Source organism: Serratia sp. T13T92 (genome assembly GCF_047530105.1).
Classification (GTDB): domain Bacteria; phylum Pseudomonadota; class Gammaproteobacteria; order Enterobacterales; family Enterobacteriaceae; genus Chania; species Chania fonticola.
Window position 1 is genome coordinate 1 of record NZ_JBLJAK010000057.1, and the last position, 24,039, is coordinate 24,039.

Below are 24,039 nucleotides of genomic sequence, written 5' to 3' on the forward strand. Positions count from 1 at the left end.
CCAGAAAGAAACCGAATATATGCCTGCAATACCTGTTCACCTTTTTCAAGAAAACACTGGCGTTATCGGGAGCGTCCATATATGCGCGATTGCGAGCCCCCAGGGACGGGTTTACGGCGTGTCGGCGTTCTGCATGACTTCCACCTGTAGCACAATAAGGGGCAGCTATTTGGTTCGGTGGTACATGGGAATGAGATGATGATTTAAAACTGGGGAGGTATATAAAGAGATGGTGGTGGGGAGGATGGCCGCGCAAGCGCGTTGTCCACTGTGTGGACTCGAACCTTGGTCGAAGCTTCTCATCCTTCCCAGCTCAATGCTGCATGGGAATGAGATGACAATTTAAAAGTTTGGGAGGTCTATAAGAAGATGGTGGTGGGGAGGATGACCGCGCAAACGCGTTGTCCACTGCGTGAACTCGAACCTTGGTCGAAGCTTCTCATCCTTCCCTGCTCAGTGCTGTATGGGAATGAGATGATCATTTAAAAGTTCGGGAGTTCTATAAGAAGATGGTGGTGGGGAGGATGACCGCGCAAGCGCGTTGTCCACTGCGTGGACTCGAACCTTGGTCGAAGCTTCTCATCCTTCCCCGCTCAGTATTGCATGGGAATGAGATGATAATTTAAAAGTTCGGGAGGTCTATAAAAAGATGGTGGTGGGGGAAGGATTCGAACCTTCGAAGTCTGTGACGGCAGATTTACAGTCTGCTCCCTTTGGCCGCTCGGGAACCCCACCATGGTATTCATGGTTGCTAATTTTGAACAGAAAGTTGGCAAATTCTCTCTGGTACTACTGAGTCATCCATCTCTCTTGCCACAGTTACTGTGGTGGTGCGAAGGATGACCGCGCAAGCGCGTTGTCCACTATGTGGACTCGAACCTTGGTCGAAGCTTCTCATCCTTCCCCTTCAGTGCTAAATGAAACTCTGAACAACATTTCATTTTAGTGGCTGAAGAGAAGATGGTGGTGGGGGAAGGATTCGAACCTTCGAAGTCTGTGACGGCAGATTTACAGTCTGCTCCCTTTGGCCGCTCGGGAACCCCACCATGATGCTCATGGTTTACTACTATTTACTGGGAATCGGCTAGATCCCTTCGTACTACATCATTGCTTGCGAAACGTCTGTCTCGGTAAGCGGGGCGCATCATATCAAATGAAGCGCTTGTGTAAAGCATTGAAATGCAGAAAATGAATTGTTTGTCGCTTTTTTATTCTCAGCGGTGCTTCCGTGAACGAAAGACACCGCTTTGTTAACCAATTACAGGATCACCGTGCGGTTACCGTAGACGAACACGCGTTGAGCCAGCACACGATACAGTGCGCGGCTAAGCACGTTTTTCTCCACGTCACGCCCGGCACGCATCATATCTTCTGCCGAATAGGTGTGATCGACATGAATAACGTCCTGCATAATGATTGGGCCTTCATCCAGGCTGTCGTTCACGTAGTGCGCCGTTGCCCCGATGATCTTCACGCCACGCTCATAAGCCTGGTGATAAGGTCTTGCACCGATAAAGGCTGGCAGGAACGAATGGTGAATATTGATCACCTGGTTCGGGTAATGCTGAACGAAGGCCGGGGTGAGCACGCGCATATACTTGGCCAATACCACGTAATCCGGTTGGTATTGATCTATCTGCGCGATCATCTGTTGATCATGCTGCTCACGCGTCAGCCCTTCGTGGCTGACCAGATGGAACGGAATGTCAAAGCGTTCAACCAGCGTCTGCAACGTGGTGTGGTTGCCAATGACGGCGGCAATCTCAACATCCAAGCCGCCATAGGCGCTTTTCATCAGCAGATCGCCCAAGCAGTGGGCTTCTTTGGTGACTAGCACCACAATACGGCGGCGGCCTGCGCTGTGCAGTTCGCGCTCTGAACCCTCTGGTAACGCGCCGTCCAGATCGGCCAACAGCGTCGTATCATTGAAGATCCCTTCCAGCTCGGTGCGCATAAAGAAACGACCGGTGAGGTGATCGACAAACTCATTGTTCTGCACAATGTTCAATTCGTGCTTGTAACAAATGTTGGTGATCTTGGCGATCAGCCCTTTGGCATCGGGGCAGATGGTGCGTAAAATTTTTCTTTGTATGTTTTGCTGTGGCATGAGTGTGTCGATTCCGTCTGATTCTGAACCCGCAGGCTTATTGCCCGCAGCACTTTTTATATTTTTTGCCTGAACCGCAGGGGCAAACGGCATTTCTGCCCGGTTGAGGTTTGGTTCCGTCGATATAGTACCAGCGTTGTTCAAGGCGAAGGAAGCGGGAACGCTCATGCATGGCACTCTCGCTTTCTCCATCGCGCGAGCGGGCGATGAATTCCACGAACCCCTCATTGGCGCTATTGCCAGCGGTTTCCGCAACCACCGTCAGCCCAAGCCATTCGGTATTGCCAAAGCTGCTGCTGATGGCGCTGCGCCACTCTTCAGGGTTGCAGTCTGGGTGCCAGGTCGCAATAAGATAATCCACATCCCGTTTTACATAGGCGGAATATCTCGAACGCATTAAAATGCCCGGCGACATAGCGTATTGAGTACCTGTTATATAGGGCGCACAGCAAGCGCTGTAGTCCTGCCCGCTGCCGCAGGGGCATAGCTCAGTCAAAATAACGCCTCTCAGTGGTTAGCTCGCGTGATGTAAAGCCGCAGCTAAAATGAATTTAACGCATATGTTACCTAACATCATTCGTTGATGACAATGTACCCTGCGATTGGGTTGAGTGAATTCACCGAGCAAAGGATAGGCGAAGCATGCGGAAAGTTAAAATCGGGTTGGCATTAGGGGCCGGTGCCGCCAAGGGGTGGGCGCATATCGGCGTGATTAACGCACTGCGTAAGTTGGGTATCGAAGCAGATATTGTTGCAGGATGTTCCGTGGGGGCACTGGTTGGGGCGGCGTTTGCCAGCCATCGTTTGCCAGCGATGGAGAAGTGGGTGCGCTCATTCAGCTACTGGGACGTGATCAGGCTGATGGATCTCTCCTGGCAGCGCGGTGGATTATTACGCGGCGAACGCGTGTTTAACGTCGTTGGCCAAATACTGAAAATTAACGACTTTACCGACTGCTCACTGAAATTCGGTGCGGTGACCACCAACCTCAGTACCGGCCGTGAGCTGTGGATGACCAAAGGGGATATCCACCAGGCCATTCGTGCTTCCTGCAGCATGCCGGGCTTGTTGGCACCGGTCTGGTTTGACGGATATTGGTTGGTGGATGGCGCCTTGGTCAACCCGGTTCCTATTTCATTGGCCAGGGCGATGGGGGCAGACATAGTGATTGCCGTGGATTTGCAACATGATGCGCACCTGATGCAGCAGGATCTGTTTTCGGTACGCAATGACGCTGGCGAGCAGAGTGAAACAAGCATTAGCGATGCCAATAACTGGCGCGACCGCTTGCGGGAACGCATGAATAAAATGATGCTGAAGAAAACCACCTTCACCCCCACGGCGATGGAGATCATGAGCACTTCGATTCAGATGCTGGAGAATCGGGTGAAGCGAACCCGTATGGCCAGTGATCCGCCGGACGTGCTGATCCAGCCGTATTGCCCACAGATATCTACCCTGGATTTTCATCGCGCCAGCGAGGCGATAGAGGCGGGCAGGTTGGCAGTCGAAAAACAGATAGATGTTTTGGCACCATTGATAAAAAATAAATGATTACCATTTGTTAGGGTGGAATGATGCTATTGGGCGTGTTTTCGACAGGCACAAGTGCTCATTATGAGCCACTATTACAACATCAAAAGGGAAGAGGCTGGGTCGATGGCATTACCACTGATAAGCAAGCGCATCTTAATCGTTGAGGACGAACAGGTTTTCCGTTCTGTGCTTGTAGGTTATCTTGCATCCTTGGGAGCACAAACCAGCGAGGCGGCCAATGGCCTTGTGGCGTTGAGTGCGGTTGAAGAGTTCGCTCCCGATCTGATCCTGTGCGATCTCGCCATGCCGGAAATGGACGGCATCGAGTTTGTTGAGCATCTGCGCTTGCAAGGGATAAAGATCCCGGTATTGGTGATCTCGGCGACCGATAAGATGGCGGATATCGCCAAGGTGCTACGGCTCGGCGTACAGGATGTACTGCTGAAACCGTTGAGCGATCTCAATCGGCTGCGTGAAGCGGTACTGGCTTGTCTCTATCCTAATATGTTTACTTCGCAGGCGATCGAAGAGGCCGAGCTGTTCCAGGATTGGCAGGCATTAAGCCAAAACCCCTCCGAGGCTGTGAGATTACTCAAGCAGTTACAACCCCCCGTGCAGCAGTCTATTGCCGGTTGCCGTATTAATTATCGGCAATTAACAACCAGCGAAAATCCGGGGTTGGTGCTGGATATCGCGGCGCTATCGGATAAAGACATGGCGTTTTATTGCCTGGATGTCACCCGTGCGGGAGATAATGGCGTGATGGCTGCCTTGTTATTGCGTGCGTTATTCAACGGCTTACTACAAGATCATTTAGCCAATCAACAGCATCGCCTGCCGCAAATGTCCGCATTGTTAAAACAAGTTAACCAATTATTGCGCCAAGGCAAGTTGGAAGGCCAATTTCCACTGTTGGTGGGTTATTATCATGCCGAATATAAGAATCTGGTGCTGGCCTCTGCTGGTTTGCATGCCAATGTAAATACAGGGGATAACCTGATTCAATTAAGTAATGGCGTACCCTTGGGAACGCTTGGCACCACTTACATGAATCAAATAAGCCAACGCTGTGATGCCTGGCAGTGCCAGGTCTGGGGTAGCGGCGGCCGGTTACGTCTGATGCTGAGTGCTGAATAAATCATCAATGGAATGCCCGCCATTGCCTCTGCCTATTCTCCATTAACGTCGTTTCTATGGGGGAGTTGTCTTAATTTATTGCTATTTGAGCTTGGGGTAATACTCAGCGGATTTAAGCTGGTATACTTTGCGGGTTTTTCGTATGGCCGAGTAAGTGCGCAATTTGAGAGCGAAAATAGAGCTACTTAGGTAGATCGTCAGGACCTCTGTAGCCATTTGCGGGTGACAAGCCCGTTTGTGAGCTCATTGACCCATAGCGTGTCGAGACGAAAAGACCACCCAACACGGGTAAAGAATTGTTGGTTTGGCTGCAACCTAGGGTGGCAGACAAACAGAAGTAGCTTGATAACTTTATGTTAAATTTGAAAATTAGGACTTCCCGATGAAAGTAACCGTTTTCGGTATTGGCTATGTTGGCCTGGTACAGGCAGCCGTGTTGGCTGACGTGGGTCATGATGTCATGTGTATCGACATCGATGAACAGAAGGTCGAAAACCTCAAAAAAGGCAATATTCCGATCTTTGAACCGGGCCTGACTTCGTTGGTACAGCAAAACTATGAAGCCGGTCGCCTACATTTCACTACCGATGCGAAAGCCGGTGTTGCTCATGGCGCGATCCAGTTTATCGCCGTGGGAACGCCACCGGACGAAGATGGTTCTGCCGATCTGAAATATGTCACCGCCGTGGCACGTACCATCGCCGAACATATGACAGACCGCAAAGTGGTGATCGATAAGTCAACCGTACCGGTAGGTACCGCTGATAAAGTTCGTGAAGTGATGACCGAAACGCTGCGCAAGCGCGGCAGCGACTTGGCGTTTGATGTCGTCTCCAACCCGGAGTTCCTCAAGGAAGGGGCTGCTGTTGCCGACTGCATGCGCCCTGAGCGTATCGTGCTGGGCACCGATAACAAAGACGTTATCGAGCCGCTGCGTGAGCTGTATGAGCCGTTCAACCGCAATCACGACCGCATGATCCTGATGGATATCCGCAGCGCAGAGCTGACCAAATATGCCGCCAACTGCATGCTGGCAACCAAAATCAGCTTTATGAACGAAATCTCCAATCTGGCAGAGATGCTGGGTGCGGACATTGAAAAAGTGCGTCAGGGGATCGGTTCGGATTCACGTATTGGCTATCACTTCATCTATCCAGGCTGTGGCTACGGCGGCTCCTGCTTCCCGAAAGACGTTCAGGCGCTAATCCGTACCGCAGAGCATATCGGTTATCAACCGAAACTGTTGCAGGCGGTAGAGCAGGTGAACAACCAGCAGAAATATAAGCTGACCCAGTTCATCAAGCATCATTTTGCTAATGATGTAAAAGGGAAAACCTTCGCGCTGTGGGGCCTGGCGTTTAAACCTAATACCGACGATATGCGTGAAGCTTCCAGTCGCGTGTTGATGGAGACCTTGTGGGAATTAGGCGCCAACGTGCAAGCCTATGACCCGGAAGCCATGGCAGAAGCGCAGCGTATCTATGGGCAACGTGCCGATCTGAAACTGATGGGTACCAAAGAAGCGGCGTTACAGGGAGCCGATGCGTTGGTGATCTGTACCGAGTGGCAGAATTTCCGCGCTCCGGATTTTGATGCGATTAAGGCAGCCTTGAAGCAACCCGTCATTTTTGATGGCCGTAACCTGTATGATCCAGAACGTCTGCAAGCTCGCGGCTTTACTTATTATGGTATTGGTCGTGGCGCATCGATTAAGCCGGTCATCTAAGAGGTGAGCATGAAATTCCTGGTTACAGGCGCTGCAGGGTTTATTGGTTATCACGTAGCGGAGCGTCTGCTAGCTATGGGGCATCAGGTTGTCGGTATCGACAACCTGAATGATTATTACGCTGTCAGCCTGAAACAGGCACGGCTCGACATGCTGGCTAATCAGCCAGCATTTCAGTTTATCAAACTGGATTTGGCCGATCGCAATGGAATTGCCGAGCTGTTTGCTGAACATCAGTTTGAGCGGGTCATTCACCTCGGCGCCCAGGCCGGAGTGCGTTATTCGCTGGATCACCCCTTGGCCTATGCGGATTCCAACCTGATTGGCCATTTGAACATTCTTGAAGGGTGTCGGCATAATAAGGTTGGGCATTTGCTGTACGCGTCTTCCAGCTCGGTTTATGGCCTGAATCGCAAGCTACCGTTTTCGACGGATGACTCGGTCGATCACCCAATATCCCTGTATGCGGCGACGAAGAAAGCCAATGAGCTTATGTCGCACAGTTATTCGCATTTATATGGTCTGCCAACCACCGGCCTGCGATTTTTCACTGTATATGGCCCTTGGGGGCGTCCTGACATGGCGCTGTTTAAATTCACCAAGGCGATATTGGCCGGTGAGAGCATTGATGTATATAACCACGGTGAGATGCATCGTGACTTTACTTACATTGATGATATTGCTGAGGCGGTAGTGCGCTTGCAGGCCATTGTTCCTCAACCCAATGCCAATTGGACGGTGGAACAAGGGTCTCCAGCCAGCAGTTCTGCGCCTTACCATGTCTATAATATCGGCAATAGTAGCCCTATTAAGTTAATGGAATATATTCATGCTCTGGAGGCTGCGTTAGGTATCACGGCGCACAAAAATATGCTGCCGATGCAGCCTGGTGACGTTTTGGATACCAGCGCGGATACCGAGGAGCTGTACCAGACTATCGCGTTTAAACCTGAGACCAGCGTGGATGAAGGTGTTAAACGGTTTGTTGATTGGTATCGGGCGTTTTATAACGTTCAGTAACCGAGCGATAGACAGGTAAAATAAAGGGGCTTCGGCCCCTTTTTCTTTTCCAGTACATGAGACTTTTGCTAGTCAACCGGGATAACGCGCGTGAAGGGCTGGGTGATTACCGTGGGTGCAAAGCAAAAAGGCTCCCATAGGGAGCCTTTTTAAGGTAACTAAAATGCTATTACAGCAGGAAATCGTCCAGAGATTTGCCTTGCTCTTCGATAGCTTTTTTAATCACGGCTGGAGTACGGCCCTGGCCAGTCCAGGTTTTCATTTCGCCGTTTTCGTCTTTATAGTGGTATTTAGCTGGGCGTGCAGCACGCTTTGCTTTACCAGCGGCTTTGGTAGCAGCCATAGTTTGCAGCAGTTCGTTTGGATCAATACCGTCTGCAATCAGCATTTCGCGGTATTGTTGCAGTTTACGAGTGCGCTCTTCAATTTCTGCTTGAGCCTGGCTGTCTTCTTCGCGGCGTTCGTTAACAACAACTTCCAGCTTCTCCAGCATCTCTTCCAGTGTTTCCAGGCTGCATTCTCTTGCCTGTGCACGTAGAGTACGGATGTTGTTCAAAATCTTCAATGCTTCGCTCATTGTTCTAGCTCTCAAATTATATTGGTGGGGGGGCGTGACGATAATAATAGAGTGCTCCTTTCTTTTCTGCAATAGCCAAATTGAAAGAGTGACTAAATTTATCTTTAAAAAACCGATATTGAGAACTGTCCGACTAATAACATGGGGGAATCAGGCTTTAATCCCCCCCGGTTTTTATGCCAAATTGTCCAGCCGGAAGGCATAATCGCCGAGCTTAAAGTCATTTTGGCCCGCTTGACATAATTATGCCCTATAACAGTATCGGGAAGGATTTGTGTCCATAATCACTTCCCCAAAAGGACTAGTACTGTAAAGAATGGGGGTATAGCGGTAAACAGTCTGTCAAGAGCGAGTAAGTTGTTAAGCGTTCCAATTAACCGGGTAGCCATCGCTCAAAACACATTTAATTGCATTGCTGTCGGGAGGGGCAGGGCAGGCTGTTTGCTCACTGGCAGGACATATCCGTTTGAGCATTAATGAATTTAGTTAATCATTAACAATAATTAATTGTGCTTGATAAACCACAGTAATCTGTAAATAGATGTAAAAGTGTCCGTTGCGCCTGTAAAATGTTTCACATGAAACTTGGCTTATGGCTATTTTCTTAGGCCAAGATAATGTCAGCCCGCTTGCTGAGTCTGGCCACGGTCTATGCTACACTGTCAACCTGCACCTTCCGACAGTATATACCCGTCGTCTCTCAGGCCGCAGCGTTGTTAACCGCAACAAACTCATCAACCGGGGCGAATATATTTGCCCTTGGTGGCAAGAGCGCAGTGTAGCGCACCAGCAAGACCAGAGGATGAGTCAGCAGGGGGGCTACGCTACAACCAGAAAGTCTTAGGGTATATATTTTAAACCATTGGAGTCGCAGCCACATGGCTCAACTTTATTTTTATTATTCCGCTATGAATGCGGGGAAATCGACGGCACTGTTACAATCTTCATATAATTATCAAGAACGTGGTATGCGCACGCTGGTGTTCACCGCGGAGATCGACCACCGCTTCGGCGTGGGCAAAGTGAGTTCGCGGATTGGGTTGTCGTCGCAGGCACAGCTTTATAATAACGCCACTCAACTGTACGCCATGATTAGTCAGGAGCATCAGCAGCAACCCGTACATTGCGTGCTGGTGGATGAGAGCCAGTTTCTGACCAAAGAGCAGGTTGAAGAACTCTGCGATGTGGTGGACCAACTGGATATTCCGGTGCTGTGTTATGGCTTACGCACGGATTTTCTTGGGGAACTGTTTGTTGGCAGCCATCATCTGCTGGCCTGGGCAGACAAGCTGGTCGAATTGAAGACCATTTGCCATTGCGGACGTAAAGCCAATATGGTGCTGCGCCTGGGGGACGATGGCAAGGCGATGCATATGGGGGAGCAGGTGGTGATCGGGGGTAACGAAAGCTATGTTTCTGTATGCCGCAAGCACTACAAGGAGGCGATCAAGGCTCCAGAGTGATATTGCGCCAGAAGCGCCGCAGAAGGCTTATGCGGCGTTTTTTGATGCCACCCTGTAGGTAAGCTGGTATTGCTGTACAAATAGCGTGGTGCTCATTGGGGGCAATTTATCTCACGCATAAAAAAACCCGCCTTTCGGCGGGTTTTGACCATTCAGAGAACGGTTATTTCTTGGACTTTTTTTCCGCTTTAGCTGCAACCGGTGCTGCAACTACCGCCTCTTCTTCAGTCGCTTCGCTGAATTCGCGACCGTAGAAGGTATCCATCAAGATTTGCTTGAGTTCGGCAATCAGCGGATAACGTGGGTTAGCACCGGTACATTGGTCATCAAACGCATCTTCAGACAGTTTGTCGACCTTGGCCAGGAACTCGGCTTCTTGCACGCCAGCTTCGCGGATCGAGGTTGGGATACCCAGATCTGCCTTGATTTCATCCAGCCATTTCAGCAATTTTTCGATCTTCTGTGCAGTGCGGTCACCGGCAGCGCTCAGACCGAGGTGGTCTGCGATCTCTGCGTAGCGACGACGTGCCTGAGGACGGTCATACTGGCTGAATGCGGTCTGTTTGGTCGGGTTGTCGTTGGCGTTATAACGGATAACGTTAGAGATCAACATGGCGTTAGCCAGACCGTGCGGGATATGGAACTCAGAACCTAGCTTGTGGGCCATTGAGTGACACACACCCAGGAAGGCGTTGGCAAACGCGATACCGGCGATAGTAGCGGCGTTGTGCACACGCTCACGAGCAACCGGGTTTTTCGCCCCTTCATGGTAGCTGGCTGGCAGATATTCTTTCAGTAGTTTCAGCGCTTGCAGCGCCTGGCCATCTGAATATTCGTTGGCCAGTACGGAAACGTAAGCTTCCAGGGCGTGAGTGACCGCATCCAGGCCGCCGAAGGCGCACAGGGATTTAGGCATGTTCATCACCAGGTTGGCATCGACAATCGCCATATCTGGGGTCAGAGCATAGTCAGCCAGCGGGTATTTCTGGCCGGTGGCATCATCGGTCACTACCGCAAACGGCGTGACTTCTGAACCGGTACCTGAAGTGGTGGTGACGGCGATCATTTTCGCTTTCACGCCCATTTTCGGGAACTTGTAGATACGCTTACGGATGTCCATGAAGCGCAACGCCAGATCTTCGAAGTGGGTTTCAGGATGTTCGTACAGCACCCACATGATTTTCGCGGCGTCCATCGGTGAACCACCACCCAGCGCGATGATCACGTCTGGTTTGAAGGAGTTCATCTGCTCGGCACCTTTACGTACGATGCTCAGCGTTGGGTCAGCTTCAACCTCAAAGAATACTTCAGTTTCAATACCGTGCGATTTCAGAACTTTGGTGATCTGATCGGCATAACCGTTATTGAACAGGTAGCGGTCGGTAACGATGAAGGCGCGTTTTGCCCCGTCGGTAGCCACTTCTTCCAGCGCGATTGGCAGTGAGCCACGGCGGAAGTAGATTGATTTAGGAAGTTTGTGCCACAACATGTTTTCTGCTCGCTTCGCTACAGTTTTCTTGTTGATCAAATGTTTTGGACCGACGTTTTCAGAGATGGAGTTACCACCCCAGGAACCGCAGCCCAACGTCAGTGACGGAGCGAGTTTAAAGTTGTACAGGTCACCGATCCCCCCCTGAGAAGCCGGGGTGTTGATCAGAATACGTGCGGTTTTCATTTTGTCGCCAAAATATTCCACGCGTGCAGTCTGGTTATCTTGATCGGTGTACAGACAAGAGGTGTGGCCGATACCGCCCATGGCGACCAGTTTCTCGGCTTTGCTGACGGCGTCTTCAAAGTCTTTGGCACGGTACATCGCCAGGGTAGGTGACAGTTTTTCGTGAGCAAACGGCTCAGACTCGTCAACCAGTTTCACTTCACCGATCAGGATTTTGGTGTTGGCTGGCACTTTGATACCGGCCATTTCAGCGATTTTTGGTGCAGACTGGCCAACGATAGCGGCGTTCAGGCCACCGTTTTTCAGGATGATGTCCTGAACGGCTTTCAGCTCTTTGCCCTGCAGCATGTAGCCGCCGTGGGAAGCGAAGCGTGCGCGCACTGCATCGTATACGGAATCCACCACGATCACGGACTGTTCAGACGCACAGATCACACCGCTGTCGAAGGTTTTTGACATCAGGATGGAAGCAACAACGCGTTTGATGTCGGCAGTTTCATCGACTACAACTGGAGTGTTACCGGCACCAACGCCGATAGCCGGTTTACCAGAACTGTAAGCGGCTTTAACCATGCCTGGGCCACCGGTTGCCAGGATCAGGTTGATGTCTGGGTGATGCATCAACTGGTTGGACAGGTCAACCGTTGGCTGGTCGATCCAGCCGATGATGTCTTTCGGTGCGCCAGCAGCAATGGCAGCCTGCAGCACGATATCTGCGGCTTTGTTGGTGGCGTTCTTGGCACGTGGGTGCGGGGAGAAAATGATGCCGTTACGGGTCTTCAGGCTGATCAACGCTTTGAAGATTGCGGTAGAAGTTGGGTTGGTGGTTGGCACGATACCGCAAATCAGGCCAATTGGCTCTGCAATGGTGATGGTACCGAAAGTTTCATCTTCAGAGAGGATCCCGCAGGTCTTTTCGTCTTTATAGGCGTTATAGATGTATTCGGAAGCGAAGTGGTTTTTGATGACTTTGTCTTCAACGATACCCATGCCTGATTCTTCAACGGCCAGTTTAGCCAGAGGAATACGGGCATCTGCGGCGGCGAGGGCAGCGGCGCGGAAGATCTTATCAACTTGCTCTTGTGAGAAGTTGGCATATTCGCGCTGGGCTTTTTTGACACGTGCAACTAGCTCGTTCAATTCAGCGACATTCGTTACAGCCATGATGCTCTCCTGATAAATGTTAAACTCTTTCAGTAAATAAGCCGTTCGAGGAACTAGTATAGACATCTGTCAGGAAGGCGTCTGTTAGATAATGAGACTTTTCCCGCAGTTAGCGACCCATACTGCTGATTTACTTAAAGAGCTTTACCAAGTGCAAGTTGGTAGTAGGCAAGCGAGACAGAAATCGGTATCCATACCTCGTACTCCCTTTTGACTACGACTAAGAGCTTAACTATTCCTGAGTAGATATTTTGTGATGTACATCATAAAAATCGCAAGCTGACACCTTTCAGCTTGCAGTTATTGAGAGTGATTATCAACAGTGTGTTTAATCATGACGTGATGATACTGAATAACAGCAGGCAACACACAAAGCATTAACAATAGCGAATTGTTTTGTAACATTCTGTTGGGGTAGGGAAAAATGCTGGCCGGGTGGATGGATTAGCTGGCGCAATTCTATTACATTAGCGCGCATCGGCAGTGTCTCTTTTTACAGCTATTTATGCGGAGTTTTTCGTGGGCCAATCTCTGTTGGATTTTTCCGGCTACATCAAGTTCTTTGTCGGCCTGTTTGCGCTGGTCAACCCGGTAGGTATCCTGCCGGTGTTTATCAGCATGACCAGCTATCAGGCCGAGGTCGGGCGTAACAAAACCAACCTGACGGCTAACCTGTCGGTGGCGATTATTTTGTGGACCTCGCTGTTCCTGGGGGAGGGCATATTGCGTATGTTTGGTATCTCCATCGATTCTTTCCGTATTGCCGGCGGTATTCTGGTGGTGACCATCGCCATGTCGATGATCAGCGGCAAGCTGGGTGAAGACAAACAGAACAAGCAGGAAAAGTCAGAGAGCGCGATCCGTGAAAGCATCGGCGTCGTTCCCTTGGCGCTGCCGCTGATGGCCGGGCCGGGTGCTATCAGTTCTACCATCGTCTGGAGCTCTCGTTACCACAGCTGGCAGAACCTGTTAGGTTTTACCGTGGCGATCGCCTTGTTCGCTTTCTGTTGTTGGCTATTGTTCCGGGCAGCTCCGCTGCTGGTGCGTTTGCTGGGGCAAACCGGCATAAACGTCATTACCCGTATCATGGGGTTATTGTTGATGGCGCTGGGGATCGAATTTATTGTCACCGGCATTAAAGCCATTTTCCCTGGATTGTTATAACCTTAATAAAGCCGCGGATAATCCTGTTTGCGGCTTAAGTTATTTTTAATTTTTCAAATTATCTCAGTTGATGCATTATTAAAGTGCATAACCTGCCTGCTTTTCATTCTATTGCCCAACCCTGTGGCACAAATCTCACTTTATCGGTTGATAAAGCACCAAGATGTTATTTTCTCCACTTTTAAAATCCGCGTGACGGGGGTTTTTGTCTCCCAATGGGTAAAATTGTTGTTAATTTAATCACATCATTCTGTAGGGCTTGTCTCCGTTTCACACAGGTGTTATTAGTGATTAACCACCCATAGGCAGGTGTTTATTCTCTGAATGGCATTTTTGTTAACTGAATGTTTCTTTTGAGTGGTTTTTTTCATCTTGGATGAAAAGGTTAAAAGTGAAGCTGTTATTTATCCAATAAAATCATGGAATTAATCTCTCACTGAGCGTGTGGGAAGGCTAGGTGTCTGTAGGGCTATGGGATAATAAAAGAGAAATGCTTAACATTTCTGTAAAAATTATTGGCTATGAATTTTTGCTTCTGCTAATTTCCGAGCAACTTATCAGAAGGAAAAATCTTATCTTTGGTGCGCCAGATAGGAATGATTTTTGCTGGGATCCGTTTATTTAGCATGCTTGATAACTATTTCACAATTATTGCTTAGCAGCGAAAAGGAGCCTGTACTATGCCGCAAACCACGAAGCATCAACCGTTGGCCGTTATCATCGCCGCCGTGTTGGGGATGATCGCCAGCCAAAACCTGCAGGCCGTTGAGGTTCCGGCCGGTGTGCAATTAGCACCACTGCAGCGCATGGTGATCAACAACGGTTCAGAAGTCGCTTCGTTGGATCCGCATAAGGTCGAAGGAACACCTGAAAGCAATATTATCCTCAACCTGCTGGAAGGGTTGGTCAGCACCGATGCCAATGGTCATCTGGCTCCTGCGGTGGCGGAAAGCTGGGAAAATACCGATTACCAGACTTGGACCTTCCACCTGCGTCCAGGGGGGGTATGGAGTGATGGCTCTCCGGTGACCGCGCAGGATTTCGTTTACAGCTGGCAGCGGCTGGCGGATCCCAAGACCGGTTCCCCTTATGCCAGCTATCTGCAATACGCCAGAATTGAGAATATTGACGCTATTCTTACCGGTAAGAAACCGCCTGAATCGCTTGGTGTCAGCGCCATTGATGATAAAACGTTGAAGGTGACGCTCAGCGAGCCGGTGCCCTATTTTGTCAGTATGCTGTCCCATACCTCAATGAAACCGGTGAAACAGTCGGTAGTTGAGAAGTTTGGCGACAAGTGGACACTGCCACAGAACTACGTAGGCAACGGGGCATATCGCTTATCCGAGTGGGTCGTCAATGAACGTATCGTGCTCGAACGCAGCCCGAGCTACTGGAATAACAGCAAGACGGTGATCGAGCAGGCCACGTTCCTGCCGTTGTCCTCCGAGGTCAGCGACATCAACCGCTACCGCAGCGGTGAAATCGATATTACCAACAGTGCCATCCCGCCAAATCTGTATGCCAAAATGAAGCGCGAGATCCCGGAACAGCTGCACGTTAACCCTTACCTGTGCACCTTCTATTATGAGATCAACAATCAGCGTGCGCCGTTCACCGACGAGCGCGTACGTGCGGCAGTCAAATTGACGCTGGATCGCGATATTATTGCCAACAAGATCATGGGCCAGGGCCAAATTCCGGCCTACAGCTTTACGCCAACCTTTACCGAGGGGGGCAACTTCAGCCAGCCGGAGTGGGCTGGGTGGACGCAGGAAAAACGCAACGAAGAAGCGAAGAAACTGCTGGCACAGGCCGGGTTCACCGCTGAGAAACCGCTCAAGTTTACCCTGCTGTACAACACCTCCGATCAAAATAAGCAGCAGGCCATTGCCGCCGCCTCAATGTGGAAGAAGAACCTCGGCGCACAGGTCACATTGCAAAATCAGGAATGGAAAACCTCGCTGCAGAGCCGTCATGAAGGGCAGTTTGATGTGGCCCGTGCCACCTGGTGCGGCGATTACAATGAGCCGAGTGCGTTTCTGAATATGCTGCTTTCCAACAGCAGCAATAACACCTTCTTCTATAAAAGCCCGGCCTTCGATGCTCTTATTGCCAGCACCTTGAAAGCATCGGACGCTACTGCACGCAGTGCCATTTATCAGCAGGCAGAGACCTTGCTGGACAAAGATTCTGCGCTGATCCCGGTCTATTATCGGGTCAGTGCACGCCTGGTCAAACCTACGGTTGGCGGTTTCACCGGCAAAGACCCGCAAGACTATATCGATCTGAAAAACTTTTACATCATCAAACAGTAATCAAGGGTATTACCGGCGGTGATAGCGGCCGGTAATACACAGGAAAGGCAGCGCCGTTTCGTTCTACGGCGTCCAGCCATAGCAACCCCCGGTTAACGGGCAACGCAGCTCCCACGACGGAGTTGTGATAATAAAAACTGGAGTTTATACACATGACCAACATCACGAAGAAGTCCCTGCTGGCAGCAGGCATTATTGCGGCGCTAGGCTTGACGGCGGCAGGAACTGCTTTTGCGGCCGATGTGCCAGCGGGCGTTCAACTGGCAGACAAGCAGGAAATCGTTAAGAACAACGGTTCCGAAGTACAATCCCTTGACCCGCACAAGATCGAAGGCGTGCCTGAAAACAACGTCACTCGCGATCTGATTGAAGGTCTGGCGAATAACAGCCTGGACGGTTCTGTGGTGCCGGGTGTCGCAGAAAGCTGGGATAACAAAGATTTTAAAGTGTGGACCTTCCACCTGCGCAAAGACGCCAAATGGTCGAACGGTGAGCCGGTAACGGCACAAGATTTCGTGTATAGCTGGCAGCGTTTGGTCGATCCGAAAACCGCCTCTCCTTATGCCAGCTATCTGCAGTATGCCCACGTGGAAAACGTGGATGACATCATCGCGGGTAAAAAAGACAAATCGACGCTGGGCGTGAAGGCCATCGACGATCATACCTTCCAGGTGACGCTGACCGAACCGGTGCCGTATCTGGTAGAAATGACCCCGCACTACGCCATGAAGCCGGTGAATAAAGAAGCGGTAGAGAAGTTTGGTGAGAAGTGGACTCTGCCACAGAACTACGTCAGCAACGGCGCCTACAAGCTGAAAGACTGGGTGGTTAACGAACGTATCGTGTTGGAACGTAACCCGCAATACTGGGACAACGCCAAAACCATCATTAATAAAGTCACCTTCCTGCCGATCGCTTCAGAAGTCACTGACGTCAACCGCTACCGCACCGGTGAAATCGACATGACCTATAACAACATGCCGATCGAACTGTTCCAGAAGCTGAAAAAAGAGATCCCGAACGAAGTGCACGTCGATCCCTACCTGTGTACTTATTACTATGAAATCAACAACCAGAAAGCACCGTTCACCGATGCTCGCGTACGTGAAGCGCTGAAGCTGGGGATGGATCGCGACATTATCGTCAACAAGGTGAAGAACCAGGGCGATCTGCCAGCTTACAGCTTTACTCCTCCTTACACCGACGGTGCCAAGTTGACCCCGCCAGAGTGGTTTGGCTGGACGCAGGAAAAGCGTAATGAAGAAGCCAAAAAACTGCTGGCCGAAGCCGGTTATGGCCCAGGCAAACCGCTGACCTTCTCGCTGCTGTACAACACCTCCGATCTGCACAAGAAGCTGGCCATTGCCGCTGCGTCTATCTGGAAGAAAAACCTGGGTGTGGACGTCAAGCTGGTGAACCAGGAGTGGAAAACCTTCCTGGATACCCGCCATCAGGGCACCTATGACGTGTCACGTGCTGGTTGGTGTGCGGACTACAACGAACCAAGCTCCTTCCTGAACATGATGCTGTCTGACAGCAGCAGTAACACCCCGCACTATAAGAGTGCAGAATTCGACAAGCTGATGAGCAACGTGCTGACGGCGAAAACCAAAGAAGAGCGTGCAGATCTGTATCAGAAAGCCGAAGTCCAACTGGATAAAGACTCTGCTATCGTTCCGCTTTATTACTATGTGAATGCTCGCCTGGTGAAACCTTACGTGGGTGGTTACTCAGGCAAAGATCCACTGGATAACGTTTACGACAAAAACCTGTACATCATCAAACATTGATGCGGCAAGGGCTGGCGGCACAGGTCGCCGGCCCATTTCAAGACAATAAGCCGTTATCAGGCTGAAGCACAGGGCTAGGGCAATGCTTAAATTTATCTTTCGTCGCCTGCTAGAGGCGATCCCGACACTATTTATACTCATCACCATCTCTTTCTTTATGATGCGCCTCGCACCCGGCAGCCCGTTTACCGGTGAGCGCGCGCTGCCACCCGAAGTGTTGGCCAACATTGAAGCCAAATATCACCTTAACGATCCGATCTGGAAACAGTACGGGCACTATTTGGTGCAGCTGTCGCAGGGCGATTTTGGCCCTTCATTCAAATACAAAGATTATTCGGTTAATGACCTGGTCAAGGCCTCGTTCCCCGTTTCAGCCAAACTGGGTTTTGCCGCTTTTGTTCTGGCGGTGGTGCTGGGAGTGAGCGCAGGGGTTATTGCCGCGTTGAATCAGAACACCAAGTGGGACTATACGGTGATGGGGTTCGCCATGACCGGTGTGGTGATCCCCAGCTTTGTTGTCGCCCCCTTACTGGTGCTGATTTTCGCCATTACCTTGAAGTGGTTGCCCGGTGGAGGCTGGAACGGTGGGGCGCTGAAGTTCATGATCCTGCCGATGGTGGCGCTGTCTTTGGCCTATATCGCCAGCATCGCGCGTATTACCCGTGGCTCGATGATTGAGGTGTTGCACTCTAACTTTATCCGTACCGCCCGTGCCAAAGGTTTGCCGATGCGTCGCATCATTCTGCGCCACGCATTAAAACCTGCGTTGCTGCCGGTGCTGTCGTATATGGGGCCAGCGTTTGTTGGGATTATCACCGGTTCGATGGTGATTGAGACTATTTACGGCCTGCCAGGAATTGGCCAGCTGTTCGTTAACGGTGCACTGAACCGTGACTATTCGCTGGTGTTGAGCCTGACCATTCTGGTTGGCGGCTTGACCATCCTGTTTAACGCGATCGTCGACGTGCTGTATGCCGTGATCGATCCGAAAATCCGTTACTAAGCTGGAGCACGCAAGATGTTGACGAAAAAGAACAGCGAAGCTCTGGAAAACTTCAGCGAACAGCTGGAAGTTGAAGGGCGCAGTCTGTGGCAGGACGCTCGCCGCCGCTTTATGCACAACCGTGCGGCGGTGACCAGCCTGTTTGTATTAGCGCTGATCACCCTGTTTGTGATCTGTGCCCCCTGGCTGTCGCAGTTTGCTTATGATGACACCGATTGGGCAATGATGTCCGCCGCGCCTAACCTGGAGTCCGGGCACTATTTCGGTACCGACTCCTCAGGGCGTGACTTGCTGGTACGCGTGGCCATTGGTGGGCGAATCTCGCTGATGGTGGGGGTCGCTGCGGCGCTGGTGGCCGTGGTCTTGGGTACTTTGTACGGTTCACTTTCTGGCTATCTGGGCGGCAAGACCGACTCGGTGATGATGCGTTTGCTGGAGATTCTGAACTCCTTCCCGTTCATGTTCTTTGTGATCCTGCTGGTGACCTTCTTTGGGCAAAACATCCTGCTGATCTTTGTAGCGATCGGCATGGTGTCGTGGCTGGATATGGCACGTATTGTGCGCGGGCAGACGCTCAGCCTCAAACGTAAAGAGTTTATCGAAGCGGCGCTGGTGTGCGGCGTATCGACTCGCAATATCGTCCTGCGGCATATCGTGCCGAACGTACTGGGCGTGGTGGTGGTATACGCCTCGCTGCTGGTGCCGAGCATGATCCTGTTTGAATCCTTCCTCAGCTTCCTGGGGCTGGGCACTCAGGAGCCGCTGAGCAGTTGGGGCGCATTGTTGAGCGATGGTGCCAACTCGATGGAAGTATCACCGTGGTTGCTGCTGTTCCCAGCCTGTTTCCTGGTTATCACTCTGTTTTGTTTCAACTTTATCGGCGATGGCCTGCGTGATGCCCTCGACCCGAAAGATCGTTAAGGAGTGCAACCATGAGCATTAATTCTCAACCACAAACCGGGCTGCTGCTGGACGTCAAAGATCTGCGTGTGACGTTCGGTACGCCAGACGGCGATGTTACCGCGGTGAACGATCTCAACTTCGATCTGCGCGCGGGTGAAACCTTGGGCATCGTCGGGGAGTCAGGTTCCGGCAAGTCACAGACGGCATTTGCGTTGATGGGCCTGCTGGCCAGCAATGGCCGCATCGGTGGTTCGGCAAAATTCAACGGCCGTGAAATTCTCAACCTGCCAGAAAGCCAGCTCAACAAGCTGCGGGCCGAAGAGATCTCGATGATCTTCCAAGACCCGATGACCTCATTGAACCCTTATATGCGGGTTGGCGAGCAGTTGATGGAAGTGCTGATGCTGCATAAAAAAATGAGCAAAAGCGAAGCGTTTGAAGAGTCGGTCCGCATGCTGGATGCGGTCAAAATGCCGGAAGCCCGTAAGCGTATGCGTATGTATCCGCATGAGTTTTCCGGCGGGATGCGCCAACGCGTGATGATCGCCATGGCGTTGCTGTGTCGGCCAAAGCTGTTGATTGCCGATGAGCCAACCACCGCGCTGGACGTTACCGTGCAGGCACAGATCATGACGCTGCTTAACGAACTGAAGCGTGAGTTCAATACGGCGATCATCATGATCACCCATGATTTGGGCGTGGTTGCCGGGATCTGTAACAAGGTCTTGGTGATGTACGCTGGCCGCACCATGGAATACGGCAGCGCCCGCGATGTGTTTTATCATCCGAGCCATCCATATTCCATCGGGCTACTCAATGCGGTGCCGCGTCTGGATGCCGAAGGTGAAGCGTTGATGACCATCCCTGGTAACCCGCCGAACCTGCTGCGTTTGCCAAAGGGCTGTCCGTTCCAACCGCGTTGTCCGTATGCGATGGAGCAGTGCGCGAGTGCTCCGCCATTGGAGCAGTTTGGTGAGGGGCGCCTGCGCGCCTGTTTCAAGCCGGTGGAGGCGTTGGTATGACCGCAACCGATAAAAGAGTGCTGCTGGAAGTCGCAGACCTGAAAGTTCACTTTGATATTCATGATGACAAGCAGTGGTTTTGGCAGGCACCGAAAACGCTGAAGGCGGTGGACGGTGTCACCGTACGCCTGTTTGAAGGCGAAACGCTAGGGGTGGTTGGGGAGTCAGGCTGTGGTAAATCCACCTTCGCACGGGCAATTATCGGCCTGGTGAAGGCGACCAGTGGCCGCGTTGCCTGGTTGGGCAAAGATCTGCTGGGCATGAGCGATGCCGATTGGCGCAAGACGCGCAGCGATATTCAGATGATTTTCCAGGATCCGCTTGCTTCGTTGAACCCGCGAATGACCATCGGTGAGATCATCGCCGAACCGCTGCGTACCTACAATCCGAAAATGCCGCGCCAGGAAGTGAAGGATAAGGTCAAAGCGATGATGTTGAAGGTGGGCCTGTTGCCGAACCTGATCAACCGTTATCCGCATGAATTCTCCGGCGGGCAGTGTCAGCGTATTGGCATCGCCCGTGCCTTGATTCTCGAGCCGAAACTGGTGATTTGTGATGAGCCGGTCTCCGCCTTGGACGTGTCTATCCAGGCGCAGGTGGTGAATCTGTTGCAGCAGTTGCAGCGTGAGATGGGGTTATCGCTAATCTTTATCGCCCACGATCTGGCGGTGGTTAAACATATTTCCGATCGGGTGCTGGTGATGTATTTGGGCCATGCGGTGGAGTTGGGAACCTATGATGAGGTCTATCATAACCCGCAGCATCCGTATACCAAGGCGCTGATGTCGGCGGTTCCGGTGCCGGATCCTGACAAGGAGAAGGAAAAGCAGATCCAACTGCTGGAAGGGGAATTGCCATCGCCGATCAATCCGCCTTCGGGCTGTGTGTTCCGCACCCGTTGCCCGATTGCCGGGCCGGAATGCGCTAAAACGCGCCCATTGCTGGAAGGCAGCTTCCGACATGCGGTATCGTGCCTGAAAGTTGATCCGCTATAATAGGCTGATTAATAATAAAAAACCTGCCATTAGGCAGGTTTTTTTATACCGTTAATCGGCTTATTCTTTCCACAAAATGTGGCACAGCTTGTTATCTTTCTCGCGGCAGATCAGCACGCGGGCAAAGACATCGTTGATAGGCTCGCCATCGCTGTCCGCCAGGCCGATCACCACCTCGGCAAAGAAGTCCGGATTCAGATCGTAATCCACGTGTTCCTGCCAGTCCTCTGCCGGATCGTACAGCTCGGCACCACCGCGCTCTTCAAACTGTAAATTGAACAGCAGAATATCCGCGGGATCCAGATTGTCGCCAGCCAGCTCAAGGAAGATGTCGTAGGCTTGTTCCAGCGTTTCATCTTCGGTAAGGCGATTATTCAAGTCCATATAAAAATCCTGATAACAAATGATTTGAGGTTATTAAACCATGCTCGTTGCCGCTTTTACAGCAACGGGCTGAAAAAGTAAAACAGCCGTTCGACCAGGCGATGCCAGTACGGGCGCTTCAACCATTGCTTGGCGTCCAACAGCTGCGAGCGGGCGATGTAATCATCTTGCACACAGGCTAGATCGGCACCAAAGCCGCTGTCGTCAATCACCAGGGTGATCTCAAAGTTCAGCCACAGGCTGCGCATATCCAGATTGACCGTGCCGACCAGGCTGAGCTGGCCATCGACCAACACGCTCTTGGTGTGCAACAGTCCGCCTTCAAACTGATAAATCTTCACGCCCGCTTCCAGCAGCTCCGAGAAGAAGGCACGGCTGGCCCAGCGCACCATCATTGAGTCGTTGTCGCGCGGAACGATAATGCTGACGTCAACGCCACGCAGCGCTGCCGTGCAGATGGCGTGCAGCAGATCGTCGCTTGGTACCAAGTAGGGAGTGGTCATGATCAACTGCTCACGCGCGGAATAGACCGCAGTCAACAGCGCTTGATGGATCATCTCTTCCGGGAATCCCGGGCCGGAGGCAATAACCTGGATGGTGTGGCCGCTTTCCTGTTCAAACGGCATGATATTCACGTCTGGCGGCGGTGGCAAAATGCGTTTGCCGGTTTCGATCTCCCAGTCACAGGCGTAAACGATACCCATCGTGGTTGCCACTGGGCCTTCCATACGTGCCATCAGGTCGATCCATTGACCCACCCCGGCATCCTGCTTGAAGAAGCGCGGATCGACCATATTCATACTGCCGGTGTAGGCGATGTAATTGTCGATCAGCACCACTTTGCGATGTTGCCTCAGGTCCATGCGCCGCAGGAATACGCGGAACAGGTTCACCTTGAGTGACTCAACCACCTCAATACCGGCGTTACGCATCATGCTGGGATAAGGGCTGCGGAAGAACTGTACGCTGCCAGCCGAGTCCAGCATCAAACGGCAATGTACGCCACGGCGTGCGGCGGCCATCAATGATTCGGCGACCTGATCGACCAGCCCACCGGGCTGCCAGATATAAAACACCATCTCGATATTATGGCGTGCCAGTTCGATATCCCGCACCAGGGCATTCATCGTTGAATCGGTGGTCGTCAGCAGCTGTAGCTGGTTGCCTTTGACGCCATCGATGCCCTGGCGGTGGTGGCAAAGCTGGAACAGCGGGCGGGCCACTTCACTGTACTCGGTAGCAAAAATCCGGCTGCTTCCTTTAAGCTCATTCAACCAGCGAGCGGTTGAGGGCCACATGGCCTTGGCTCTCTCTGCGCGGCGTTTGCCGAGGTGCAGTTCACCAAAGGATAAATAAGCAACGATACCGACCAATGGCAGAATATAGATCACCAGCAGCCAGGCCATGGCCGAAGGCACGGTGCGTCGTTTCATCAGAATACGCAATGTGACCCCGGCGATAAGCAGCCAGTAGCCAAACACCAAGAGCCAACTAATTACGGTATAAAAGGTTGTCATAAAGGCAAAAATTTCCGTTCGTAAGCCACCAATAATGAGTGTACGCACAGAACAACAAAGGTGAAACCTTTTCTCGGTAGTTAAGTTACATAAAAATGATTGACTAAAGGGACTTGCTGAAAATAAAAACCGTACTTTTTGTCGCCTGTGAGAGGGTGACGGCAGTGAACGCACGACTTGGATCGCGCGTTGAAAGGGCTATAATGCCCGCGGTTGGCATTGATGGGTAACGTAAAATGAGACGCAGTAGAAATGAAGTGGGCCGCTGGAGGATGTTACGGCAGAGCCAGCGGCGCAGGCACCGTTGGCTGGAGCGCCAATCGTGCAGCAATCGGCATATCATTCGTGTTCGCCGTCGTTTGGACGATCAACACCGCAGAGCCTTATTGTTCGTTGTGGCTTACGAGTGGTAAATAAATATCCTCCGGCATAGCCGGAGGTTTTTCATATGCGCCTATAAGGCTCTCTTGCCAGCCGCGCCCTAACAGGCGCATCGCGATCTGACATTTGCATCTATGGATTACTTACGGCCCGTAAA

19 protein-coding genes and 2 tRNA genes are annotated in these 24,039 nt (G+C 51.6%); 13 read left to right on the top strand and 8 right to left on the bottom strand.

Features of this window, described 5'->3' with window-relative positions; translation table 11 throughout:
• Positions 1–650: 650 nt before the first annotated feature.
• The 4 genes from ACMV5I_RS26625 to ACMV5I_RS26640 all read right to left on the bottom strand — a co-directional run bounded on the left by ACMV5I_RS26625 (position 651) and on the right by ACMV5I_RS26640 (position 2,603).
• Positions 651–735, bottom strand: a tRNA-Tyr gene (locus tag ACMV5I_RS26625).
• Positions 736–961: 226 nt separating this feature from the next.
• Positions 962–1,046, bottom strand: a tRNA-Tyr gene (locus ACMV5I_RS26630).
• 212 nt (positions 1,047–1,258) lie between these two features.
• Positions 1,259–2,107 (bottom strand): formyltetrahydrofolate deformylase, encoded by an 849-nt coding sequence (gene purU / locus ACMV5I_RS26635; protein WP_024486670.1) that lies wholly within the window; start codon positions 2,105–2,107, stop codon positions 1,259–1,261.
• Between the two features lie 37 nt (positions 2,108–2,144).
• Positions 2,145–2,603 (bottom strand): YchJ family protein, encoded by a 459-nt coding sequence (locus tag ACMV5I_RS26640; protein ID WP_024486671.1) that lies wholly within the window; start codon positions 2,601–2,603, stop codon positions 2,145–2,147.
• Positions 2,604–2,749: 146 nt separating this feature from the next.
• On the opposite strand from ACMV5I_RS26640, the gene rssA reads away from it, so the two are divergent.
• The 4 genes from rssA to ACMV5I_RS26660 all read left to right on the top strand — a co-directional run bounded on the left by rssA (position 2,750) and on the right by ACMV5I_RS26660 (position 7,526).
• On the top strand, positions 2,750–3,661 hold the full coding sequence (gene rssA / locus ACMV5I_RS26645; RefSeq protein WP_024486672.1) for a patatin-like phospholipase RssA: 912 nt from the start codon (positions 2,750–2,752) through the stop codon (positions 3,659–3,661).
• Between the two features lie 105 nt (positions 3,662–3,766).
• Positions 3,767–4,780, top strand: a complete 1,014-nt coding sequence (gene rssB, locus ACMV5I_RS26650; RefSeq protein WP_414825653.1) for a two-component system response regulator RssB — start codon at positions 3,767–3,769, stop codon at positions 4,778–4,780.
• Between the two features lie 382 nt (positions 4,781–5,162).
• On the top strand, positions 5,163–6,506 hold the full coding sequence (locus ACMV5I_RS26655; protein ID WP_202672656.1) for a UDP-glucose dehydrogenase family protein: 1,344 nt from the start codon (positions 5,163–5,165) through the stop codon (positions 6,504–6,506).
• A 9-nt stretch (positions 6,507–6,515) separates the two neighbouring features.
• On the top strand, positions 6,516–7,526 hold the full coding sequence (locus ACMV5I_RS26660; RefSeq protein WP_121606993.1) for an NAD-dependent epimerase: 1,011 nt from the start codon (positions 6,516–6,518) through the stop codon (positions 7,524–7,526).
• Positions 7,527–7,695: 169 nt separating this feature from the next.
• On the opposite strand, the gene hns is transcribed toward ACMV5I_RS26660, so the two are convergent.
• A complete protein-coding gene (gene hns, locus ACMV5I_RS26665; protein WP_024486694.1) occupies positions 7,696–8,103 on the bottom strand; it encodes a histone-like nucleoid-structuring protein H-NS in 408 nt (135 codons plus the stop codon).
• 878 nt (positions 8,104–8,981) lie between these two features.
• Between hns and ACMV5I_RS26670 the strand changes: the two genes are divergently transcribed.
• Positions 8,982–9,566, top strand: coding sequence for a thymidine kinase (locus tag ACMV5I_RS26670; RefSeq protein ID WP_202672655.1), 585 nt, complete (start codon positions 8,982–8,984; stop codon positions 9,564–9,566).
• A 163-nt stretch (positions 9,567–9,729) separates the two neighbouring features.
• On the opposite strand, the gene adhE is transcribed toward ACMV5I_RS26670, so the two are convergent.
• A complete protein-coding gene (gene adhE, locus ACMV5I_RS26675; RefSeq protein WP_414825654.1) occupies positions 9,730–12,405 on the bottom strand; it encodes a bifunctional acetaldehyde-CoA/alcohol dehydrogenase in 2,676 nt (891 codons plus the stop codon).
• 519 nt (positions 12,406–12,924) lie between these two features.
• On the opposite strand from adhE, the gene ACMV5I_RS26680 reads away from it, so the two are divergent.
• The 7 genes from ACMV5I_RS26680 to oppF all read left to right on the top strand — a co-directional run bounded on the left by ACMV5I_RS26680 (position 12,925) and on the right by oppF (position 21,600).
• Complete coding sequence (locus ACMV5I_RS26680) at positions 12,925–13,569, top strand: YchE family NAAT transporter (protein ID WP_021181228.1); 645 nt, start codon at positions 12,925–12,927, stop codon at positions 13,567–13,569.
• A 680-nt stretch (positions 13,570–14,249) separates the two neighbouring features.
• On the top strand, positions 14,250–15,887 hold the full coding sequence (locus ACMV5I_RS26685) for an ABC transporter substrate-binding protein (protein ID WP_202811521.1): 1,638 nt from the start codon (positions 14,250–14,252) through the stop codon (positions 15,885–15,887).
• Positions 15,888–16,039: 152 nt separating this feature from the next.
• The gene (gene oppA / locus ACMV5I_RS26690) at positions 16,040–17,677 is read left to right on the top strand and encodes an oligopeptide ABC transporter substrate-binding protein OppA (protein WP_202672652.1); all 1,638 of its coding nucleotides are present in this window, start codon (positions 16,040–16,042) and stop codon (positions 17,675–17,677) included.
• Between the two features lie 82 nt (positions 17,678–17,759).
• Complete coding sequence (oppB, locus tag ACMV5I_RS26695; RefSeq protein WP_021181231.1) at positions 17,760–18,680, top strand: oligopeptide ABC transporter permease OppB; 921 nt, start codon at positions 17,760–17,762, stop codon at positions 18,678–18,680.
• Between the two features lie 15 nt (positions 18,681–18,695).
• A complete protein-coding gene (oppC, locus tag ACMV5I_RS26700; RefSeq protein WP_021181232.1) occupies positions 18,696–19,601 on the top strand; it encodes an oligopeptide ABC transporter permease OppC in 906 nt (301 codons plus the stop codon).
• A gap of 11 nt (positions 19,602–19,612) precedes the next feature.
• Positions 19,613–20,605 (top strand): ABC transporter ATP-binding protein, encoded by a 993-nt coding sequence (locus ACMV5I_RS26705; protein WP_141132338.1) that lies wholly within the window; start codon positions 19,613–19,615, stop codon positions 20,603–20,605.
• Positions 20,602–21,600, top strand: coding sequence for a murein tripeptide/oligopeptide ABC transporter ATP binding protein OppF (oppF, locus tag ACMV5I_RS26710; protein ID WP_021181234.1), 999 nt, complete (start codon positions 20,602–20,604; stop codon positions 21,598–21,600). Before ACMV5I_RS26705 ends, oppF begins: the two co-directional genes overlap by 4 nt.
• A 60-nt stretch (positions 21,601–21,660) precedes the next feature.
• On the opposite strand, the gene ACMV5I_RS26715 is transcribed toward oppF, so the two are convergent.
• Positions 21,661–21,984 carry an HI1450 family dsDNA-mimic protein gene (locus ACMV5I_RS26715; RefSeq protein ID WP_021181235.1) on the bottom strand — a complete coding sequence of 108 codons (324 nt, stop codon included), beginning with the start codon at positions 21,982–21,984 and terminating at the stop codon, positions 21,661–21,663.
• Between the two features lie 56 nt (positions 21,985–22,040).
• The gene (cls, locus tag ACMV5I_RS26720) at positions 22,041–23,501 is read right to left on the bottom strand and encodes a cardiolipin synthase (protein ID WP_024487022.1); all 1,461 of its coding nucleotides are present in this window, start codon (positions 23,499–23,501) and stop codon (positions 22,041–22,043) included.
• Positions 23,502–23,737: 236 nt separating this feature from the next.
• Here cls and ACMV5I_RS26725 point away from each other — a divergent pair, with 236 nt between their 5' ends.
• Complete coding sequence (locus ACMV5I_RS26725) at positions 23,738–23,914, top strand: YciY family protein (RefSeq protein ID WP_004945296.1); 177 nt, start codon at positions 23,738–23,740, stop codon at positions 23,912–23,914.
• The last annotated feature ends 125 nt before the right edge of the window (positions 23,915–24,039 follow it).

Bases quoted from the DNA above. Each gene is read 5' to 3' on its own strand.
- purU (WP_024486670.1), bottom strand. From the start codon at position 2,107: ATGCCACAGCAAAACATACAAAGAAAAATTTTACGCACCATCTGCCCC.
- rssA (WP_024486672.1), top strand. From the start codon at position 2,750: ATGCGGAAAGTTAAAATCGGGTTGGCATTAGGGGCCGGTGCCGCCAAG.
- rssB (WP_414825653.1), top strand. From the start codon at position 3,767: ATGGCATTACCACTGATAAGCAAGCGCATCTTAATCGTTGAGGACGAA.
- ACMV5I_RS26655 (WP_202672656.1), top strand. From the start codon at position 5,163: ATGAAAGTAACCGTTTTCGGTATTGGCTATGTTGGCCTGGTACAGGCA.
- ACMV5I_RS26660 (WP_121606993.1), top strand. From the start codon at position 6,516: ATGAAATTCCTGGTTACAGGCGCTGCAGGGTTTATTGGTTATCACGTA.
- hns (WP_024486694.1), bottom strand. From the start codon at position 8,103: ATGAGCGAAGCATTGAAGATTTTGAACAACATCCGTACTCTACGTGCA.
- ACMV5I_RS26670 (WP_202672655.1), top strand. From the start codon at position 8,982: ATGGCTCAACTTTATTTTTATTATTCCGCTATGAATGCGGGGAAATCG.
- adhE (WP_414825654.1), bottom strand. From the start codon at position 12,405: ATGGCTGTAACGAATGTCGCTGAATTGAACGAGCTAGTTGCACGTGTC.
- ACMV5I_RS26685 (WP_202811521.1), top strand. From the start codon at position 14,250: ATGCCGCAAACCACGAAGCATCAACCGTTGGCCGTTATCATCGCCGCC.
- oppA (WP_202672652.1), top strand. From the start codon at position 16,040: ATGACCAACATCACGAAGAAGTCCCTGCTGGCAGCAGGCATTATTGCG.
- oppB (WP_021181231.1), top strand. From the start codon at position 17,760: ATGCTTAAATTTATCTTTCGTCGCCTGCTAGAGGCGATCCCGACACTA.
- oppC (WP_021181232.1), top strand. From the start codon at position 18,696: ATGTTGACGAAAAAGAACAGCGAAGCTCTGGAAAACTTCAGCGAACAG.
- ACMV5I_RS26705 (WP_141132338.1), top strand. From the start codon at position 19,613: ATGAGCATTAATTCTCAACCACAAACCGGGCTGCTGCTGGACGTCAAA.
- oppF (WP_021181234.1), top strand. From the start codon at position 20,602: ATGACCGCAACCGATAAAAGAGTGCTGCTGGAAGTCGCAGACCTGAAA.
- ACMV5I_RS26715 (WP_021181235.1), bottom strand. From the start codon at position 21,984: ATGGACTTGAATAATCGCCTTACCGAAGATGAAACGCTGGAACAAGCC.
- cls (WP_024487022.1), bottom strand. From the start codon at position 23,501: ATGACAACCTTTTATACCGTAATTAGTTGGCTCTTGGTGTTTGGCTAC.
- ACMV5I_RS26725 (WP_004945296.1), top strand. From the start codon at position 23,738: ATGAGACGCAGTAGAAATGAAGTGGGCCGCTGGAGGATGTTACGGCAG.